Source organism: Sporosarcina sp. SAFN-015 (assembly GCF_059415085.1).
The window spans coordinates 1-17917 of record NZ_JBPFDR010000011.1; the positions used below are offsets into that span (position 1 = coordinate 1).

At 44.9% G+C, this 17917-nt stretch carries 17 protein-coding genes and 1 tRNA gene; 15 read left to right on the forward strand and 3 right to left on the reverse strand.

The window, feature by feature from the left end:
* From ACR65H_RS16515 to tsaD, 5 genes are all read left to right on the forward strand, one after another.
* Nucleotides 1-76, forward strand: a tRNA-Asp gene (locus ACR65H_RS16515).
* Nucleotides 77-239: 163 nt separating this feature from the next.
* A complete protein-coding gene (gene tsaE, locus ACR65H_RS16520) occupies nt 240-692 on the forward strand; it encodes a tRNA (adenosine(37)-N6)-threonylcarbamoyltransferase complex ATPase subunit type 1 TsaE (RefSeq protein ID WP_440501775.1) in 453 nt (150 codons plus the stop codon).
* Nucleotides 689-1399, forward strand: a complete 711-nt coding sequence (gene tsaB / locus ACR65H_RS16525) for a tRNA (adenosine(37)-N6)-threonylcarbamoyltransferase complex dimerization subunit type 1 TsaB (protein ID WP_440501777.1) — start codon at nt 689-691, stop codon at nt 1397-1399. The genes tsaE and tsaB overlap by 4 nt, the downstream gene beginning before the upstream one ends.
* On the forward strand, nt 1392-1841 hold the full coding sequence (gene rimI / locus ACR65H_RS16530; protein ID WP_440501778.1) for a ribosomal protein S18-alanine N-acetyltransferase: 450 nt from the start codon (nt 1392-1394) through the stop codon (nt 1839-1841). The genes tsaB and rimI overlap by 8 nt, the downstream gene beginning before the upstream one ends.
* Nucleotides 1841-2863, forward strand: a complete 1023-nt coding sequence (tsaD, locus tag ACR65H_RS16535) for a tRNA (adenosine(37)-N6)-threonylcarbamoyltransferase complex transferase subunit TsaD (RefSeq protein WP_440501780.1) — start codon at nt 1841-1843, stop codon at nt 2861-2863. Before rimI ends, tsaD begins: the two co-directional genes overlap by 1 nt.
* A 335-nt stretch (nt 2864-3198) precedes the next feature.
* Here tsaD and ACR65H_RS16540 read toward each other — a convergent pair whose 3' ends face one another.
* Nucleotides 3199-5130, reverse strand: a complete 1932-nt coding sequence (locus tag ACR65H_RS16540; RefSeq protein ID WP_440501782.1) for an ABC-F family ATP-binding cassette domain-containing protein — start codon at nt 5128-5130, stop codon at nt 3199-3201.
* A gap of 126 nt (nt 5131-5256) precedes the next feature.
* Between ACR65H_RS16540 and ACR65H_RS16545 the strand changes: the two genes are divergently transcribed.
* From ACR65H_RS16545 to ACR65H_RS16560, 4 genes are all read left to right on the forward strand, one after another.
* Nucleotides 5257-5907 carry a redox-sensing transcriptional repressor Rex gene (locus ACR65H_RS16545; RefSeq protein WP_440501784.1) on the forward strand — a complete coding sequence of 217 codons (651 nt, stop codon included), beginning with the start codon at nt 5257-5259 and terminating at the stop codon, nt 5905-5907.
* A 68-nt stretch (nt 5908-5975) separates the two neighbouring features.
* Complete coding sequence (locus ACR65H_RS16550) at nt 5976-6170, forward strand: twin-arginine translocase TatA/TatE family subunit (RefSeq protein WP_440501786.1); 195 nt, start codon at nt 5976-5978, stop codon at nt 6168-6170.
* Nucleotides 6171-6187: 17 nt separating this feature from the next.
* Entirely contained in the window at nt 6188-6982 is a 795-nt protein-coding gene (tatC, locus tag ACR65H_RS16555; RefSeq protein WP_440501787.1) for a twin-arginine translocase subunit TatC, read from the forward strand.
* A 125-nt stretch (nt 6983-7107) separates the two neighbouring features.
* Nucleotides 7108-7740: a YIP1 family protein gene (locus ACR65H_RS16560; protein ID WP_440501789.1), complete on the forward strand. Its 633-nt coding sequence runs from the start codon at nt 7108-7110 to the stop codon at nt 7738-7740.
* 37 nt (nt 7741-7777) lie between these two features.
* Here the strand turns inward: ACR65H_RS16560 and ACR65H_RS16565 are convergent, their stop codons facing one another.
* Nucleotides 7778-8518, reverse strand: a complete 741-nt coding sequence (locus ACR65H_RS16565) for a CPBP family intramembrane glutamic endopeptidase (protein WP_440501791.1) — start codon at nt 8516-8518, stop codon at nt 7778-7780.
* 249 nt (nt 8519-8767) lie between these two features.
* Between ACR65H_RS16565 and groES the strand changes: the two genes are divergently transcribed.
* From groES to ACR65H_RS16590, 5 genes are all read left to right on the forward strand, one after another.
* Complete coding sequence (gene groES / locus ACR65H_RS16570; RefSeq protein WP_251628351.1) at nt 8768-9052, forward strand: co-chaperone GroES; 285 nt, start codon at nt 8768-8770, stop codon at nt 9050-9052.
* A 48-nt stretch (nt 9053-9100) separates the two neighbouring features.
* Entirely contained in the window at nt 9101-10726 is a 1626-nt protein-coding gene (gene groL, locus ACR65H_RS16575; protein WP_440501793.1) for a chaperonin GroEL, read from the forward strand.
* Nucleotides 10727-11040: 314 nt separating this feature from the next.
* The gene (locus tag ACR65H_RS16580; protein WP_440501794.1) at nt 11041-12312 is read left to right on the forward strand and encodes a RidA family protein; all 1272 of its coding nucleotides are present in this window, start codon (nt 11041-11043) and stop codon (nt 12310-12312) included.
* A gap of 231 nt (nt 12313-12543) precedes the next feature.
* On the forward strand, nt 12544-13872 hold the full coding sequence (locus ACR65H_RS16585; RefSeq protein ID WP_440501796.1) for an MFS transporter: 1329 nt from the start codon (nt 12544-12546) through the stop codon (nt 13870-13872).
* A 439-nt stretch (nt 13873-14311) separates the two neighbouring features.
* Nucleotides 14312-15721, forward strand: a complete 1410-nt coding sequence (locus tag ACR65H_RS16590) for a YfcC family protein (RefSeq protein WP_440501797.1) — start codon at nt 14312-14314, stop codon at nt 15719-15721.
* A gap of 82 nt (nt 15722-15803) precedes the next feature.
* On the opposite strand, the gene ACR65H_RS16595 is transcribed toward ACR65H_RS16590, so the two are convergent.
* Entirely contained in the window at nt 15804-17510 is a 1707-nt protein-coding gene (locus ACR65H_RS16595; protein WP_440501799.1) for a transglutaminase domain-containing protein, read from the reverse strand.
* A 202-nt stretch (nt 17511-17712) separates the two neighbouring features.
* Here ACR65H_RS16595 and ACR65H_RS16600 point away from each other — a divergent pair, with 202 nt between their 5' ends.
* On the forward strand, nt 17713-17916 hold the full coding sequence (locus ACR65H_RS16600) for a helix-turn-helix transcriptional regulator (protein ID WP_440501801.1): 204 nt from the start codon (nt 17713-17715) through the stop codon (nt 17914-17916).
* Nucleotide 17917 lies beyond the last annotated feature (1 nt).

Sequence of the window (17917 nt, forward strand, 5' to 3'; positions counted from 1 at the left end):
GGTCCCGTGGTGTAGCGGTTAACATGCCTGCCTGTCACGCAGGAGATCGCCGGTTCGATCCCGGTCGGGACCGCCATCTTAATTTAAACTGTCAACCGATTATGGATTTATTCCAGGATCGGTTTTTTGTTGTTTTTATCTTTTATTAGTCCATTATATACCTCCACCAAACCTCTTGGCTTTCGAAAACGCCTTATTTTCGGTACACTAAAGCAAAGTGGAGATGAAAGGAAAATACGATGACTATAGAATTCAATGTTCATTCCTTGGCGGAAACTGAACAGATTGCAAATACATTAGCGGGGCTGCTTTCGCCTCCTGACGTTTTGACGTTGGAAGGAGATCTTGGTGCAGGGAAAACGACCTTCACAAAAGCACTTGCACGCAGCTTAGGTATTACTCGAACGGTAAACAGCCCGACGTTTACAATTGTAAAGCAATACGAAGGACGGGTTCCTTTCAATCATTTGGATGTCTATCGATTGGCAGATAGTGATGAAGATCTTGGATGGGACGAACTGTTCTACGGGGATGCGGTTTCTGTCGTTGAATGGGCACATCTTATAGAAGATGATCTACCGAAAGAGCGATTGGAGATACAAATTCTTCATACAGGAGAAACTTCGAGAAAATTTGTGTTCACTCCAAGAGGAGAACGTTTTGAAAAGATTTGTGAGGCGATGACGTTATGATATGGTTAGGAATAGATACGGCGAATACGCCTTTGTCTGTCGCGATTGTGAAAGATGGAGCCATTTTGGCCGAGGTGAACTCTTCGATGGCTGTCAATCATTCGTTGCGGGCGATGCCGGTTATTGAGGAGCTATTTGAGACGGTGCAACTCAAGCCGAAAGATATAGATGCAATCGCGGTATCGGAAGGACCTGGCTCCTATACAGGAGTCCGCATCGGTGTGACGATTGCGAAGACGTTGGCTTGGACGTTGAAGAAGCCATTGTTTGGCGTCTCAAGCTTGAAGGTCCTTGCAATGAATGCTGTTTATTTTGAAGGGCTGATCTGCCCGATTGTGGATGCACGAAGAAATAATGTGTACGCAGGGATTTACGAATTCGTGAATGGCGAGCTAATCGCCAACGCGGAGGACGGGCATTTTGCGATTGAAGATCTGCTGGATGTTTTAGCAAAGAAGGAGCGTCCTGTTCTATTTGTCGGTAAGGATGTTGCGATGCATGAAGAGCTGATCGGTACGAAGTTAAGGGAGAATGCAATTATTGCACCGTTTCCGCTGCAGCTTCCACGGGCGTCTTCATTGATTTACGTCGCGCAGCAAAGTGGACAAGAGGAGAATATACATGCATTTACGCCGGAATACCGTCGTATCGCAGAGGCGGAGGCGAATTGGCTCATGCAGCAACGGAAGGATCATGGCGGTGAATAAAAGTATCGAATATCGGAAGATGACAATAGAAGATATCCCGGCAGTTGTCGAAATCGAGCAGGAAGCGTTTGCGACTCCATGGACGCAGGAGGTTTTCGAGCATGAGATGACTGGGAATGATTATGCTCATTATATTGTTGCCGTCGCGGATGGAGAAGTGATCGGGCATTTTGGGATGTGGGTTGTGCTCGATGAATGTCATATTACGAATGTGGCAGTGAGGAAGCATATGAGAGGCCATGGAATCGGTGAGGCGCTCATGCGTAAGGCGATAGAGCTGTGCAAGGTGAATGATGTGAGGCTGATGACGCTTGAAGTCCGCGTGAGCAATCATACAGCGCAAAACTTGTACCGCAAGCTTGGCTTCCAAGATGGCGGCATACGAAAAAACTATTATACGGACGACCATGAAGATGCGCTCGTCATGTGGGTGGAATTGTAATGGACAAAGATATGTATATATTAGGAATTGAAACGAGCTGTGATGAGACGGCGGCTTCGGTCGTGAAGAATGGGCATGAGATCGTCTCGAACGTCGTTGCTTCGCAAATCCAGAGCCAGCAACGGTTCGGAGGCGTCGTGCCGGAAATCGCTTCTCGACATCATGTCGAACAGATTACGCTCGTCATAGAGGAAGCGTTAGCGAAGGCAGAGCTTGCTCCATCGGATTTGGATGCGGTTGCTGTGACGGAAGGTCCCGGGCTTGTTGGGGCATTGTTGATTGGCATTAATTCGGCTAAGGCGTTTGCGTTTGCTAACGGATTGCCGATTGTCGGTGTTCATCATATCGCTGGGCATATTTATGCGAATCAATTGATGCAGCCAATGGAGTTCCCGCTGCTAGCTCTTATCGTATCCGGTGGGCATACGGAGTTAGTTCTAATGGAGAAGCATGGGTCGTTCAAATTAATTGGAGAAACGCGGGACGACGCAGCAGGAGAAGCATATGACAAAGTTGCCCGTGTTCTTGGTCTCCCTTATCCTGGCGGGCCGCATATCGATAAGCTTGCGCTTGAAAGCGATGAAGCAGTCGATTTTCCGCGAGCTTGGCTAGAACCGGATTCATATGACTTCAGCTTTAGCGGGTTGAAATCCGCTGTTATTAATTACAAGCATAATATTGAGCAAAAAGGCGGGGAAGTCAATCCGGCTCACGTAGCGGCAGGCTTCCAGCAAAGTGTTGTCGACGTGTTGACAGAGAAGACGTTGAAGGCTGCGAAGGAGTTCGGTGTGAAGCAAGTTATCGCAGCAGGTGGTGTAGCTGCGAATAAAGGATTAAGAGCGTCATTGGATGCAGCGTTTGAAAAAGAAGGAATTCCTTTTTACGTCCCTCCGATTTCCCTTTGCACAGATAATGCAGCAATGATTGCGGCAGCAGGCAGTGAGATGTATGCGAGCGGCAAACGGGGTACGATGGGAATGAACGGCAGACCTGGCATGGAGCTTGCTTCATGGGATGAATAATAATAAATGAAGGAAATCGTCGAGTTGTGACGATTTCCGTTTTTATTTGTCCTATAACGAGTTCGTCTTGTCAAGAGGGAACGTTCGTACTTATGCACAATTGTTAATAAGTTGTGGATAATTAAAAGATTCGTGTGAATGACTATGACATCTTTTGGATAACTATGTGGGTATTGAATACAGTTAATGTGGATAACGTGGATAACTATGTTCATATCCTATTATATCAACGTGAATGATGTTGATAAGATTGTGGAAATCAAAAGGGAACCCTTGTCGAAAACAAAAGAAAGCTGTCGAAATGGCGTTCGTTCCATTCGACAGCTTTCTAATCGTTATGAATTCAATTGTTCAAGTTCTTCCTGCAAATTCAACCATTCCTCTGATTGGTTGTCGTGCTGCATTTGGAGTTCGTCGATCTGTTCTTGGAGCTCCATCAGTTTCACATGGTCATCAGCGAAATCGGGGTTCAACAACTCTTCCTGCAGAACAGCGATGTCGGCATCCATTTTTCCGAGTGACTCTTCAATTTCAGCAATCGCCCTTGTCAATCGGCGTTCTTGCCGTTTGAATTCCTTGTCTTCCTCATTCCGTCCGTTTTTCTGCTGTTTTGGCTGTTCCGAATTGCTATTGTCGGCTTTCAACTCTTCCAGCTCATTTTTCTTTTCAACGAAGTAATCATAATCACCAAGATACTCTGTGACACCGGAAGGACCGACGTCAATCACTTTCGTCGCGATCCGATTAATGAAATAACGGTCATGGGAGACGAAGAGGATTGTTCCCGGAAAGTCGTCTAACGCATTTTCCAGCACTTCCTTGCTGTCGAGGTCAAGATGGTTTGTCGGTTCGTCAAGCACGAGTGTGTTCGATTTTTGAAGCATGAGCTTCGCTAATGAAAGACGTGCTTTCTCGCCGCCGGACAATGAAGCGACAGGCTTCTCGACGTCTTCACCCGTGAACAGGAAGCGTCCGAGTACGGAGCGGACGTCCTTTTCATTCATCATCGGCCACTCATCCCACAGCTCTTGAAGGACTGTCCCCGTACCGAGGATCGTCGCTTGATTCTGGTCATAATACCCGAATTGGACATTTGTTCCGTAGCGGATCGTTCCGTCGATCGGCTCCTGTCTTTTGACGATCGTCTTCAGAAGCGTCGACTTTCCGATCCCGTTCGGTCCGATGATCGCGATCCGGTCCCCTTTGTATGCATGCATATTAATATGCTCAGAAACGGCTTGGCCGTTATAGCCGACAGCGATATTGTCCAATGTGAGCACATCGTTGCCGCTTGGCCGTTCGATGGAGAACGAGAAGCTTGCAGACTTTTCATCCCCATCAGGCGCGTCCATCCAATCCGTTCGTTCGAGCAGCTTCCGCCGGCTTTTCGCCATTTTGGAAGTCGAAGCACGGGCGATATTCCGCTGGATGAAGTCCTCAAGTTTCGCTTTTTCACTCGTCTCGCGTTCGTACAACTTCTTATCGCGTTCATAGTTCTTCGCCTTCTCAACTAAATAGGCGCTATAGTTGCCGACGTACTTCGTCACTTTCTTCCTCGACACTTCATACGTGATCGTCACGATCTGGTCGAGGAAATAGCGGTCATGGGAAACAATGAGGATCGCGCCTTCATAGGAGACGAGGTATTTTTCAAGCCAGCCTAATGTCTCGATATCCAAATGGTTCGTCGGCTCGTCCAATATGAGCAGATCCGGTTTGCTAAGCAGCATTTTCGCAAGCGCCAGCCGCGTTTTTTGCCCTCCGGACAACAGATTGACTTGCTTCTCGTAGTCTTCAGGATAAAATCGCATTCCGTGAAGAACCGAACGCATATCAGATTCGTATTGATACCCGCCCGAATCCTTGAATTCGATTTGCAACGTGTCATAATCTTTCATGACACGCTCATATTCTTGCTGGTTCTCGTAAACGGAAGGATCCGCCATTTGTGTTTCTAGTCCACGGAGCCGCTTTTCCATTTCAAGCAACGGTCCAAAAACGGTCAGCATCTCTTCCCAAATTGTAAGGGAAGAATCAATTCCCGCATGTTGTTCGAGATAGCCGACTTGTACGTCTTTCGGCATGATTAAGTCGCCGGAGTCAGCGGACATTTCTCCCGCAATGATTTTTAATAATGTCGATTTGCCGGCGCCATTCCGTCCGACGAGCGCAACCCGGTCACGGTGCTGCACTTCGAGGCGGACGTTTTTCAATATATCAGTTCCAGAAAAGGATTTCGTAATTCCATTCACTTGTAATACGATCATTCAGCACACCTCTATTCCACTTTTAGTGTAATCGAATGGGCCTGTCGGTGCAATGGTTGGCTTTACATCAGCACGTATCTAGAGTACGATAAAAAAAGGTCCATTTGCACGTATAGGAGGTAAGCTATGGCTGATACGACTCAGAGAGTTCCACAGGCGACGTCAAAACGCCTTCCTTTATATTATAGATTTCTGCAAAATTTCGCGAATGCGGGTAAGAAACGCGTCTCTTCCAGTGAATTGAGCGAGGCAATGAAAGTCGATGCTGCTACAATTCGCCGTGATTTCTCCCATTTCGGGGCGCTCGGGCGCAAAGGCTACGGCTATGACGTGAACGACCTCCTTCTATTCTTCCGAAGGGCGTTGGATCAAGACGAAGAGACGGATGTCGCGTTGATCGGCGTTGGAAGCTTAGGGAATGCATTCTTGAAATACAATTTTCAAAAGAACCATAATACGAGAATTGTTGTCGCATTCGACCCGAAAGCACCAAAGGAAGGGAAGATGGTCAGCAATATCCCGGTGTTCCATCCGGATATGATGGAAGAGAAAATTAAAGAGTTAGGCATTCAACTCGTCATCTTAACTGTTCCGACAAGGGCGGCGCAAGAAATCGCCGATCGGATGGCGGCTATCGGCGTGAAAGGAATTCTCAATTTCACACCGGTCCGGCTGGCAGCACCCGACTGGATGCGTGTTCATACGATCGATTTGTCGGTGGAGCTGCAGACAATGATTTATTTCATAAAAAATGACGAAAAAGATTCACAAATATAAAGGCATTGTCAATAGTAATACAAGCTGTTTTCATGTAAGATGGATTATATATGAAGGAGGTGTCCGAAATGGCTCCAGGTGTAGGAAGTCTACTTATAATCGCTGTCATTGCATTGCTCATTTTTGGACCGAAGAAGTTACCGGAAATCGGAAAGGCATTTGGCTCTTCATTGCGTGAATTTAAAAACGCGACAAAAGGTCTTGCAGCCGATGATGATGACACAGTCAAAAAAGTGGAAGATAAGAAAAATGATGTGCAATAAGTAAGGATGTCTGTCCGATGAAAGAAAAAAATTTAACAGTCATTGAACATATAGATGAAATTAGAAAACGACTGATGGTAATCGTCGTTTTCTTTGTTATTGCAGTAATCGGCAGCTTTTTCATTGCGAAGCCGATCATTAAGCTTTTGCAAGCAGAAGCCGGGTATGAGGAATTTCACGCATTCAATGTTGTGGATCCGATTGCCCTGTACTTGAAAGTCATCATCTTTTTAGCAGTGGTGCTCATTTCACCGGTCATCATGTATCAGTTCTGGTCGTTCATATCGCCGGGACTTCACGAGACGGAGCGGAGAGTGACGTTAAGCTATATCCCGTTCGCGTTTATCCTATTGCTTGTAGGGATTGGTTTTTCCTACTTCGTTCTCGTGCCATTCGTCATGAACTTCATGAAGGAATTATCGGGAGAGCTTGGGATTACACAGACGGTCGGCATTAATGAATATTTTACGTTCCTGTTTCAAATACTGATCCCGTTCGGAATCGTCTTTCAGTTGCCGATCGTCCTTTTATTCCTATCGCGGCTCGGCATATTGAACCCGAATAAGTTAGTGAAAATCCGGAAGGTAGCATATTTTGTCCTGTTTATCATTGCGGCGTTCATCACACCGCCGGATATTATGTCGCATTTATTAGTAACCGTCCCGTTATTTGCACTTTATGAAATTAGCATCATCATCTGCCGCGTCGGGTATCGAAAATTCCTGAAGGCGGAGGAGAAGCGGAAGCTGGAAGAAATAAAGGCAGAGCAGCAACGCCAAATCGATGAAGTGATGGGGAATTTAGAAAAATAAAGTAGTGTCCCGCTTCCCGCGTTATTATTGGGGGAGCGGGATTTTTGTAATGAAATCCCAAAAGGATTCCCGTATGATAGGACTTGTAGAGATTTCATATACATAAGAAGTAAAGGGGGATATACATGAATCCATTACTATCCATTTGGAGCCAGCCGACGAAAACGCTGCAATATATGCTGGAGAAAAAGTCGGCGGGATATGGCTTTCTCATTTTTCTGCTAAGCTCGATCAGCGGCGGCTCAATCGCGATGGCGACGACTGGCATTTTTGGTGGCATGCCGTTAGCATTCATCATTATTTTATCCATCATCATGACGTACGGTTTTGCGCTTATCGGTTGGGTGATCAATGCTGGACTTTATACGTGGGTCGGAAAATGGCTAGGCGGGAAAGGGAAGTTCTCCGATATGCTTAAAATCACTCCCGCGCCTGCGATTCCGACGATCTGGCTCGCTCCGATGAACTTCCTGCTTATTGCGGTGTACGGGTCTCGTCTATTTGAGGTGCCGACCGATAATTTCGGAATTACGAATTTGCCGCTCGGAATTTATTTCTTGCAGAATCTTATTATCATTGGAGTTGGCATATTCGGAACAGTCATCGCCTGTAAAGGAATCGGTCTCGTCCATGGATTCTCTGCTTGGCGCGGTCTTGGTGTAGTGGCAATCATCTTTGGCATCGTTTTCGTCATTATGTTAATGATTATGCTTATTTTTGGGGCTATCATCTTTTCATTAATTGCAACACTTGGGTGAAATGAAAAACGACTTCCTTTAAACGGGAAGTCGTTTTTCATTGTTGGAAAAAGATGAACGTTTGCTGAAGATTTTTTTGCCACTGCTCGAGCTTTTCGTAATTCAGTTGAACGACCATGACGAAGCTGTTCATGAGAAAGTGGGCAATCATCGGAGCCCAAATGCGCTTCGTGTAATAATAAATAAACGCAAATACCATTCCCGGCGCCATATAGACCAATGTATGCTCAAGCTCGCCGTGGACAACTGCGAAAATGACTCCACTCAAAATGGCTGCAATCCAGAAATTCGATTTTGCATAAATGCCGCCGAATAGTACCCTTCTGAATACAATCTCCTCTAATAGAGGTGCAAAGATGACGATGGAAAAGATAATGATCGGCGACAGTTTGGCAATGTCGCTCAGCAAGGTTGTGTTTTCAGAGCCGGGCATGATGCCGAGCGCCACTTCGATAATGCTAGCAAGCATTTGTCCAGCCATCGCCATGAAAAATCCTAGGACACCCCATAGTACTGTCATCCAAGGTGTCGCTTTCTTCCCTTTTTTAAAGATATCCCAAAATCGCTTGTTGCGCGTTGTCATGAACAGGATTAAAGGGGCTGCGATCAGATTTGTGAGGAAAAGCGCCCAGGCGAAGCCGTAATAGACCGCGGCTTCCTTTTCCATGCCAGCGGTGTTTTGAAAATAGTGGAAGAGAGCCTTCGAAATAGGGACGCTTCCGAACTGCATGGCGATATATAAAAGAACGATCGAAATAGAGATTTTCCAGTTTTTCATTGCCAACTTCCTTTCTTCTACTGTTTATTTTAGCTGTTTCAATGATGACAAGCAAAGAGAAAAGGATACAAGGAATGCAGACTGCCAGAAAGCATGGAAAACGGTCAAACATTGTTCAGTTTTTATCTATGAGGACATAAGTATTTTGCTTGCAATTTTTGGGCAACTTTATTATGATAAGAAATGTATTAGCACTCTTGATTGATGAGTGCTAAAAAAGAAGATAATATGTCGAGGAGGTTGTTTCACTTGTTGAAACCATTAGGTGACCGTATCGTAATCGAACTAATCGAAGCAGAAGAAAAGACGTCTAGCGGTATCGTATTACCGGATTCTGCGAAAGAAAAACCGCAAGAAGGAAAAGTTGTAGCGGCAGGTACTGGACGAGTTCTTGAAAACGGCCAGCGTGTTGACCTGGAAGTAAAAGAAGGCGACCGCATCATCTTCTCAAAATATGCTGGAACTGAAGTGAAATATGAAGGCAATGAATATTTGATCCTGCGTGAAAGCGATATCCTAGCTATCATCGGCTAAGTCGCCCCTTATAAATAAGTACAATCAAAACCAGGAGGGAATTCATAAATGGCTAAAGAAATTAAATTTAATGAAGACGCGCGCGGCGCAATGCTACGCGGTGTAGATACACTTGCTGACGCTGTTAAAGTGACGCTTGGACCTAAAGGACGCAACGTCGTTCTTGAAAGAAAATTTGGTTCACCACTTATCACGAATGACGGTGTAACAATCGCAAAAGAAATCGAACTTGAAGATGCATTCGAAAACATGGGTGCAAAACTCGTAGCGGAAGTTGCTTCCAAAACGAACGAAATTGCTGGTGACGGTACGACAACAGCAACGGTTCTTGCACAAGCGATGATTCGCGAAGGCTTGAAAAACGTAACAGCTGGTGCGAATCCTGTCGGCATCCGTAAAGGGATCGAAAAAGCGGTTGCAACAGCAATTGAAGAGTTGAAAGGCATTTCCGACGAAATCGAAAGCAAGCAAGAGATCGCACAAGTTGCGGCTATCTCTTCAGGCGACGAAGAAGTCGGCGAATTGATCGCTGAAGCGATGGAGCGCGTCGGCAACGATGGCGTCATTACAATCGAAGAGTCAAAAGGCTTCACGACTGAGCTTGACGTCGTGGAAGGTATGCAATTCGACCGCGGATACGCGTCTGCTTACATGGCTACTGACACAGACAAAATGGAAGCGGTTCTCGACAACCCTTACATTTTGATCACAGATAAGAAGATTTCCAATATCCAAGAAATCCTACCGGTTCTTGAGCAAGTTGTTCAACAAGGCAAACCATTGTTGATGATTGCGGAAGACGTAGAAGGGGAAGCACTTGCAACTCTCGTTGTGAATAAGCTTCGTGGTACTTTCAACGCGGTAGCTGTTAAAGCACCAGGCTTCGGCGATCGTCGTAAAGCAATGCTTGAAGATATCGCAATCCTTACAGGCGGGGAAGTCATTACTGAGGATCTTGGCCTTGACCTTAAATCCGCTGACATCACTCAACTTGGACGCGCTGCGAAAGTCGTTGTTACAAAAGACCATACGACAATCGTTGAAGGAAACGGAGATACTGATCAAATCGCATCACGTGTCGGCCAAATCCGCGCGCAACTTGAAGAAACAACTTCCGAGTTCGACAAAGAGAAGCTGCAAGAACGCCTTGCGAAACTTGCTGGCGGCGTAGCAGTCATCAAAGTCGGAGCAGCAACTGAAACAGAATTGAAAGAGCGCAAACTTCGCATCGAAGACGCATTGAACTCAACTCGTGCGGCTGTTGAAGAAGGAATTGTATCCGGTGGTGGTACAGCGCTTGTGAACGTCTATACAAAAGTTGAAAAACTTCTTGAAAGCACAGAAGGCGACGTCGCAACTGGCGTGAAAATCGTTCTTCGCGCTCTTGAAGAGCCAGTGCGCCAAATCGCGACAAACGCTGGTCTCGAAGGCTCCATCGTCGTTGACCGTCTAAAACGCGAAGAAGTCGGCATCGGCTTCAACGCAGCAAACGGCGAATGGGTCAACATGATGCAAGCGGGTATCGTAGACCCTACAAAAGTTACTCGTTCTGCACTTCAAAATGCAGCGTCCGTAGCGGCAATGTTCTTGTCCACTGAAGCGGTCGTTGCAGATATCCCAGAACCAGCTGCAGCAGGCATGCCTGACATGGGCGGTATGGGCGGCATGATGTAATAAGAAAAGCGGAAGCGGCTTGCTCAGCCCCGACAAGCATAAGACGATCTAAGCAAGAAGGCGCCCTTTGCCTTCTTCTTAGAGTGGCTTATGACCTCGAGGGGCTAGCCGCAGGAGCTAGACATTACTTCATACTAAAGAAGCTTCCCACAAGTTCAATGAACTTGTGGGAAGTTTTTTGTTCATTTCCAACAATAATGTTAGCCAAAGTGAACAAGTCCTGCTATAATTGCATAGCACTCAGAGTGGTTTAGAACAGCTTTTTCAGTGCATACTTCGGTTAGTAAATATTTATCAAGAAGGGAAATCGTATTATGAGCAACTATAACGCAGTAGCAGCAAGAAATACGGAGAATGCTCCAAGTGGTAACGGTCTATATTCACAAACTGTTGCATTCTCTCATTACAACAATCTGTCAGCACAATTGCCGATCGATCCAACAACAGGGAAATTGGTAGCTGGTGGAATAAAAGAGCAAGCTGAACAGTGCTTTAACAATATTAAAGCGATTGTAGACAGCATCGATCACGTTATGAGCGATATTGTACGAATTACAGTATTCGTTAAAGATATTAAAGACGTTGACGCTGTAGATGAAGTTTATAAAACGTTCTTCCCAACTTATGTTCCTTCACGGACAACAGTTGCAGTAGCAGCTTTGCCAATGGATGCTTTAGTGCAAGTTGAAGCACTTGTTTCACACGGTGAAGGTACAATTCCAAACGCTCCACAAGCAGGCGACCTCATCAAACTTACAAATAACACGGCAAACGCGCCAACAAGTCCTCTATCTACACAAACCGTGTCGTTCTCTCATTACAACAACCTTTCAGCTCAATTGCCGATCGATCCAAAAACGGGCAGATTGGTAACTGGCGGTGTAAAAGAGCAAGCTGCACAGGCTTTGAAAAATATCAAGGCAATTTTAGAAAGCATCGATGTTCCTTTTGACGATATTGTCAAAATTAATATCTTCCTTAAAGACCTTGCAGATACGGAAGCTGTCAATGAAGTATATTCTACATTCTTCCCAGACTCCGCTATCGCTAGAGCTGTTGCCTATGTCCCTGCACGCACAGTTGTTGCAGCTGCAGCGTTGCCAATGGATGCTTTAGTACAAATCGAAGCAGTCGTATCACACGGAGACGGTACACCTCCACAAGCTATTGAAGACAGACACGGAATCGTTATTTGGGCACGCAACACTGACAATGCACCAAAGGATTCTCTATCTACACAAACTGTAGCGTTCTCTCATTACAATCACCTTTCAGCTCAATTACCTGTAGATCCAAAAACGGGCCAAATGGTAGCTGGCGGCGTAAAAGAGCAAGCTGAACAGTGCTTGAAACACATCAAAGCAATTGTTGAAAGCATTGACCACGTTATGGACGATATCGTTAAAGTAAATATCTTCGTTAAAAATATTGCGGATATGGACGCTGTAGACGAAGCATACAAAACATTCTTCCCGAGCGGTGTTCCTGCACGAAGAACAGTTGGCGTATCTGCTTTACCTCAAGATGCTCTAATCCAAATCGATGCAATTGTAGGAAACGCTGAAGGAACTCCTCCAAAAGCATAATAGAAATAAAATGGCTAAACCTCTTTCAAGTCCTATTTGCGGACTGGGAAGGGGTTTATTTTATTACAGTAAGATTTTTTCACTTACAGACAGGTTAGTGCGATAATGGAGCCTAGAATAAACAGGATAATGTTAGAGTATCGTAGAAAAAGAAGATTATTCGCTTATTTACTCATGATATGATAGTTGAAATCTATAAAAGAATGAATCTTTCAGAAAGGCGGCTAGCACATGGCGAGTAATCGTATGAACAAGAGGGATGCCCAATCGGCTTTGGTACAAAGCTACGTCGGTTCCCCGGAAAAACAACAGCAATTATATAAAAGAACGTTAATCGTTGTGATCATTTCCCAAATCTTCGGAGGGGCAGGGCTTGCTGCCGGTATTACGGTAGGGGCACTTCTAGCTCGTGATATGTTAGGCGTGGACAGTGTAACGGGAATCCCGACAATGTTATTCACGTTAGGTTCAGCTGGGGCTGCGCTGCTCGTAGGTCGTCTTTCTCAACGGTACGGACGTCGTTCCGGACTAGCCGCAGGATTTCTGGTCGGTGGTCTCGGTGCAATTGGAGTCGTTCTCGCAGCGATAACAAATAACATTTTCCTTCTATTCGGTTCATTGCTTATATACGGTGCTGGATCAGCGACAAACTTGCAAGCGAGATATGCGGGGGCTGACTTGGCTAGCTCGACGCAAAGGGCAAAGGCTGTTAGTATGGCCATGGTATCTACTACATTCGGTGCTGTTGCCGGACCGAACCTCGTAGGAATAATGGGTGGGGTTGCTACATCCATTGGAATTCCTTCTTTGGCGGGGCCGTTTTTATTAGCTGCGACCGCTTATATACTTGCCGGCTTGGTTCTCCTAATTTTACTTCGTCCGGATCCTTTACTTGTCGCGAAAGCTATTGCGACTGCTGAAAGTGCAAACAGCAAGTTGCAGGCAGGAGGGGATTCTGTTCCGTTCTCAATGAACAAACGAGGTGTTATTGCAGGAGCTACAGTAATGATCATTACTCAATTCGTGATGACGGCGATCATGACGATGACCCCTATTCATATGGGGCATTACGGTCACAGTCTACAAGCGGTGGGAATTGTTATCGGATTCCATATTGGAGCTATGTTTTTGCCTTCGTTAGTGACGGGCTATCTTGTCGATAAAATCGGACGTGGTGTAATGGCGATCGCCTCGGCCGTCACATTGCTTTTGACGGGCATCATAGCGGCAATCGGACCAGCCGATTCAATGTTTGCACTTGTGACAGCCCTTGTGTTGCTTGGTCTTGGCTGGAACTTTGGATTGATTAGCGGTACGGCGATTATTGTGGACGCCACATCGACATCCACTCGGGCGAAGACGCAAGGTTCTGTTGACGTAGGAATTGCATTGTCCGGAGCGATAGGTGGAGGATTATCCGGATTGGTTGTCGCACATTTCAGCTATGGAATCCTCTCAATCGCCGGAGGAATGTTCTCATTACTATTGATTCCGCTTATTATATGGGCTCGTATCGGCAAGCAGAAGGAGCCGAGTCGCATCCAAGCGACCGAAAACTAACTATCAAATTGTTTGGGTGCCTGTGCAGCACACTATTCAGATAATGCACTACAATTGTATAAAGTAAAATAAAGAAGCTGATCAACTTAACGTTTGATCAGCTTCTCTTTGTATTTATATAAAAAGCCTTGAATTGTCATAAATGTGTGCTGCACAGGCACCATACATAAATTCACTACTCTAAATTATCATCAAAAAATGAATTTATTGCACAATTAGTTGTGCAATGTTAACAGATTGGATTTTTTTATTGTATTTTCTAAACAATGCAACTTGATTTAATTGGATAGAAGGTCTAACGACTTAAGCGTAGTAAGCCTGTATAATAAGCAGAGTTAACGATTGTAAGCGAGAATAATGCAGGCTACTGGTTTAAAAATCGTTGATAAAAAACATTCGATTCATTCGTCTGTATAAATTTACTTAATGGAGGTTACTAATGCAAAAGGAAAAAAGAGAGAAGAAGTTTCAACTTCCCCATATTTACGTCATCCTATTTATTTTCAGTGCTCTGGCGGCCATTTCGACGTACTTTATTCCTGCAGGGCAGTTTGACCGTGTGCCAGGTCCGGACGGAAGAACATCGATTGACCCGAACTCATTCACAGAAGTGGAAGCTACTCCAATTGGAATAGCTGATTTTCTTACTGTTATTCCGCGTGGATTGATTGACGCGGGAGAGATTGTATTTTTCACGTTTGTAATCGGTGGTATGTTTGCGGTGCTAAAGGCAACCGGAATTATTGAAGTGGTTGTTGACAGGCTAGCAAACCGTTTTGCAAAAAATAGTATCTTGCTGATCCCAATTTTGACAACAGTATTTGCGATTGGAGCAACATTAATTGGAACCCCTGAACTATCGCTAGTTTATATTCCTGTCATTATGCCATTAATTATCGCTTTAGGGTACGATTCAATTGTTGCTGCTGCAATTGCTCTTGTCGGTACGAGTGTCGGGTTTACTGCCGGAGTTTTGAACCCGATTAACGTCGGATTGGCGCAAAAAATTGTAGGCATTCCTGTTTTTTCAGGACTGGAAATGCGCCTAATTCTATTTGTCGTTTCTTTATCGGTCGGAATCATTTTTATCATGCGCTATGCGAAAAAGGTACAGCAGAATCCTTTAAACAGCTATGTTTATGAAGATGACGAAGAAAAAAGATTGCTTTACAAGCAGAAAGAAAAAATTGAAGCGAAGAGCATGAACACAAGACAAAAATATGCTTCGATTGCTGCGCTCCTCTTCCTTGTTATATTAGTATTTGGTGTGCTTCAGCTCGGCTGGTTCATGGTAGAGATGGCAGGTCTGTTTATCTTTATGGGTGCTGTTGTCGGCCTGATTGCTGGACTCAATGCTACACAGATTTCTAATGCATTTACGGAAGGTTTCCGTGAAGTGCTCATGGGAGCCATTATTGTTGGTCTAGCCAGATCTGTAGCTGTCGTGCTTGAAGACGGTCAAATTATGGATACAATCGTTCACAGCATGGGCTCATTAGTCGGCGAATTGCCATCTGTCCTCGGTGCAGTAGGGATGTACCTTGTTCAGCTTGCCATTAACTTTATTATCCCGTCAGGAAGTGGACAAGCCTTAGTCACGATGCCGATCATGGGGCCGCTTGCAGACATTATTGGTGTAACAAGACAGACAGCAGTACTAGCGTTCCAGATCGGAGACGGGTTTGCTCATATTTTATATCCGACTTCAGGTTACTTTATGGCTGCACTCGTTATTGCCGGCGTAACTTGGCAAAAGTGGATTCGCTTCTTTTTACCGGTATTTGCTGTATTTTCAGCCATTGGGATTGTCACATTAGTGATCGCTCAGATGATTCAATATACAGGCTGAGCACATTTGGATATAGAAAAATCCCGCACCTTCGTTATAAAAGGCGCGGGATTTTATATTGCTTAAGACACTGCATACAATTTCAGTACTCCACACCACTTCGGGAATGCGTCTTGAACGCTTCTTCATCCGGTTCGAAGTAATCTTCTGTGTAGTTTGCTACAAACTCACCGTCTTTTATATAGCCGGCGCCCCATGTCGGGTCCATTGTGAGCCATTCGCCGTCCACCTTCACTTCCACCCATGCGTGGCGGGACCAGTTGAAGCCGGATCCGGCAGTGCCTGCTATATATCTTGCTTCCATGCCGGATGCACGAAGTAGGGCAAGGGCGAGATACGTGTAATCCTGGCAAATTCCTTTTTCGAGCTCTAGCACTTTTAATGCGCTATCATCCCACTCGAATTCACTGTTTTTCTGTTTTTCCACGTCATACGCGATTGACTTTGCCGTAAATTCATAGATGGCCTTCGCTTTCTCGCGATCTGACATATCGTCGGTTATAAGACCTTCCGCAATCGCGATAATATCAGGGGCATCCGATTGAACTCCCCGTGATGGCAATAAATCTCGTAAGTCCTCTGTGCCCGTGCTTTCGACTGTGAATTTAGCTACGTCATAATAATAAAACTTGGAACTGTTTTTCTCTTTTATTTCCGGTACACTGACGGTTACGTCATATGTACCCGGTCCGAAGCGCAAGTAGAATTCATCATCAAACTTGTAGTTGACAACAGGAATGACGGCTAATGCCTTATCGTCATCTTTCTTCGTCGTAATATACAGATGTGTCGTCTCTTTTGCGAATGGTGCGTCTTTATCGATGGTGCCTTTTATGCGATACGTTAAGTTGGTTTCTTCACCGCCGGCTGTCGGGTAGGTGAGATTGACCCCACGTTCGTTATAGGTCGTCATGTAATTGATCGGTTCAGTGACAACGTCTGATTCATTGTCGATGTAAAGGATCGTTCCTTCTTGAAAATAATTGTCTCTCTCCTCGTCAGGAACGTAGACTTTTAGCTGATGGACGCCTTTTCCGTAAAATAAAGGAACGTCATATGCGAATTCACCGTTCTTAACAGGAAGCACGTGCTTCCACATTTCACCGTCCTTTTTGAGTTCGAGCATCAGCTGCTCGTTTGTCCCTTTGATGGAAGGGATTTTCCCTTTCAATGTGAACACTTCGTTTTCATTCACATAACCGCTTGCAGGCGCTTCAAGTGATAATCCTGCATCCTGGGCAAAAGGAGTATACGTAAGATCTCGCTGCATCGCAGGGTTGACGTTAAAGACAGTGAATTTTGCCAGATCATAATAGTAATTTTTCCGGTCCTTGCTTGGGAGCATAACAGTAACTTGGTATTCTCCCTCTCCATTGAACAATCTTACGTCCTGTTTAAATTTACCGTCTTGGATAGGCGCATAGTATTCCATCGAGTCGTCGGAAAGCGCTTCTCCATCAAATCTGATTTTGATCCATACATACTTTTCTTGTAATTGGTCCTGATTTTCAACAGTTCCCACCACTGTGAAGACTTCATTCACCGCAAAGTTTGTATGCGTCGGTTCGAGTAACGCAGCTCCCACTTCTTCGCTATAGGATGTTAATTCCAATGGAGCCATTTCAAGTTCAGCGTTTTTCTTTTCCACAATCGCTTCATAATCAACCTTCTGCTCCTGCTTTTGCTCGGTAGGTTGATGCGTTTCTTTTATAGCAGCAGACTTATCTGCACAGGCGCTTAATAAAAGCAGACATAACAACGAAACAATCGGTATATGTATTTTTTTCATAGACGACGGATTCCCCCCGGGATTTTTTTGATAACTATACTATAACAAGTTTTCAAAACTAAATCCTAAGCCTCTCGAATGAGGTAGTAAGTACTGGATTTCACCAAAAGCTAATTTATTTTGTTAATTATACATAACTTAATGTTAATAATACTTTACATGATGTTAAGAATACTGTACATTTAATATAGGAGGAGTTTACATGCTGAAAAACAAGGTTCGTGAGCTGCGTGCCCGTCAAGAGTTTACACAAAGTGACCTCGCCAAAATGGTAGGTGTCACAAGGCAGACGATCGGCTTTATTGAAAAAGGGGAGTTTTCACCATCTGTTACGTTGGCATTGAAAATTGCGCAAGCATTCCAATGTGATCTTAATGAAGTATTTTGGTTGGAAGGGGAGGAATGAA

Excerpts from the sequence above, each read along its gene's own strand:
- tsaE (WP_440501775.1), top strand. The coding sequence starts at position 240 with ATGACTATAGAATTCAATGTTCATTCCTTGGCGGAAACTGAACAGATT.
- tsaB (WP_440501777.1), top strand. The coding sequence starts at position 689 with ATGATATGGTTAGGAATAGATACGGCGAATACGCCTTTGTCTGTCGCG.
- tsaD (WP_440501780.1), top strand. The coding sequence starts at position 1,841 with ATGGACAAAGATATGTATATATTAGGAATTGAAACGAGCTGTGATGAG.
- ACR65H_RS16540 (WP_440501782.1), bottom strand. The coding sequence starts at position 5,130 with ATGATCGTATTACAAGTGAATGGAATTACGAAATCCTTTTCTGGAACT.
- ACR65H_RS16545 (WP_440501784.1), top strand. The coding sequence starts at position 5,257 with ATGGCTGATACGACTCAGAGAGTTCCACAGGCGACGTCAAAACGCCTT.
- ACR65H_RS16550 (WP_440501786.1), top strand. The coding sequence starts at position 5,976 with ATGGCTCCAGGTGTAGGAAGTCTACTTATAATCGCTGTCATTGCATTG.
- tatC (WP_440501787.1), top strand. The coding sequence starts at position 6,188 with ATGAAAGAAAAAAATTTAACAGTCATTGAACATATAGATGAAATTAGA.
- ACR65H_RS16560 (WP_440501789.1), top strand. The coding sequence starts at position 7,108 with ATGAATCCATTACTATCCATTTGGAGCCAGCCGACGAAAACGCTGCAA.
- ACR65H_RS16565 (WP_440501791.1), bottom strand. The coding sequence starts at position 8,518 with ATGAAAAACTGGAAAATCTCTATTTCGATCGTTCTTTTATATATCGCC.
- groL (WP_440501793.1), top strand. The coding sequence starts at position 9,101 with ATGGCTAAAGAAATTAAATTTAATGAAGACGCGCGCGGCGCAATGCTA.
- ACR65H_RS16580 (WP_440501794.1), top strand. The coding sequence starts at position 11,041 with ATGAGCAACTATAACGCAGTAGCAGCAAGAAATACGGAGAATGCTCCA.
- ACR65H_RS16585 (WP_440501796.1), top strand. The coding sequence starts at position 12,544 with ATGGCGAGTAATCGTATGAACAAGAGGGATGCCCAATCGGCTTTGGTA.
- ACR65H_RS16590 (WP_440501797.1), top strand. The coding sequence starts at position 14,312 with ATGCAAAAGGAAAAAAGAGAGAAGAAGTTTCAACTTCCCCATATTTAC.
- ACR65H_RS16595 (WP_440501799.1), bottom strand. The coding sequence starts at position 17,510 with ATGAAAAAAATACATATACCGATTGTTTCGTTGTTATGTCTGCTTTTA.
- ACR65H_RS16600 (WP_440501801.1), top strand. The coding sequence starts at position 17,713 with ATGCTGAAAAACAAGGTTCGTGAGCTGCGTGCCCGTCAAGAGTTTACA.